At 65.2% G+C, this 922-nt stretch carries 1 protein-coding gene; it reads right to left on the bottom strand.

The genetic code is table 11. From position 1 onward, the window contains the following. Positions 1-836, bottom strand: an 836-nt coding sequence (locus tag AC3WRN_RS16695; RefSeq protein WP_492623828.1) for an IS5 family transposase, incomplete at its 3' end; no start/stop codon positions are given. Positions 837-922: the final 86 nt, after the last annotated feature.

The raw sequence follows: 922 nt of genomic DNA, 5'->3' as shown, positions 1-922 counted from the left end.
CGCTTGAGCACCCGGAACGGATGCTCCACCGCTGCACGGATCGAGGCCTTGGCGTGCTCCAGTTGCTCGGTGATCGCGCGCAGCGCGGGATCTTCGATCGCCTTCACCACGCTGCGCTTGGCCGCGATCCAGAACTTCCGCCCGCGTCTCGGCGCCCGCTTCGGCGCGCCGGTGTAGCCGGCGTCACCGAAAACGTGCCGCTCCTTGCCGTGCAGCAGGTTTGGCACCTCGACCACGTCCGCCACATTGGCGGCCGTACTCACCACGGTATGCACCAGACCCGTGCGCTCGTCGACACCGATGTGCGCCTTCATGCCGAAGTGCCACTGGTTGCCTTTCTTCGTCTGGTGCATCGCCGGGTCGCGTTGCTTGTCCTTGTTCTTCGTCGAGGGCGCCGCCGCAATGATGGTCGCGTCCACGAGGGTGCCTTGCGATAGTTTCATGCCGTGCTGCTTCAGGTGCTCGCCCACCGCCGTGAACAACTGATCGGCCAAGCCGTGCTTCTCCAGCAGGTGGCGAAACTTGCACACCGTCGTCTCGTCCGGCGCGCCCTCATGCCCCAGATCGATGCCCACGAACCGGCGCATCGCCGCCGAGTCGTACAGCGCTTCTTCCACCGCCGGATCGGAAAGCGCGTACCACTGCTGCAGGAGGTGGATGCGCAACATCCGCTCCAGACCCACCGGGCGACGACCGCCGCCGACGGGCTCCTTCGGGTAGTGCGGTTCGATGACCGCGCACAGCTCCGCCCATGGCACCACCTGATCCATCTCCGCCAGAAACACGTCGCGACGTGTCGCCTTGCGGTGCCGCTCGAAACCGGCGTCATGCTGCATCGACAGGCTCATCTGCTTGGGCGTCATCGCGTACCATCCATCCTCAGGTCAGGCTTCGACCGCTGGGCAAAATCAGAGTTTCCCTA

This window comes from Rhodanobacter sp. FW101-FHT13A11 (genome assembly GCF_058790335.1).
This window is presented reverse-complemented; position numbering and strand designations above follow the sequence as displayed.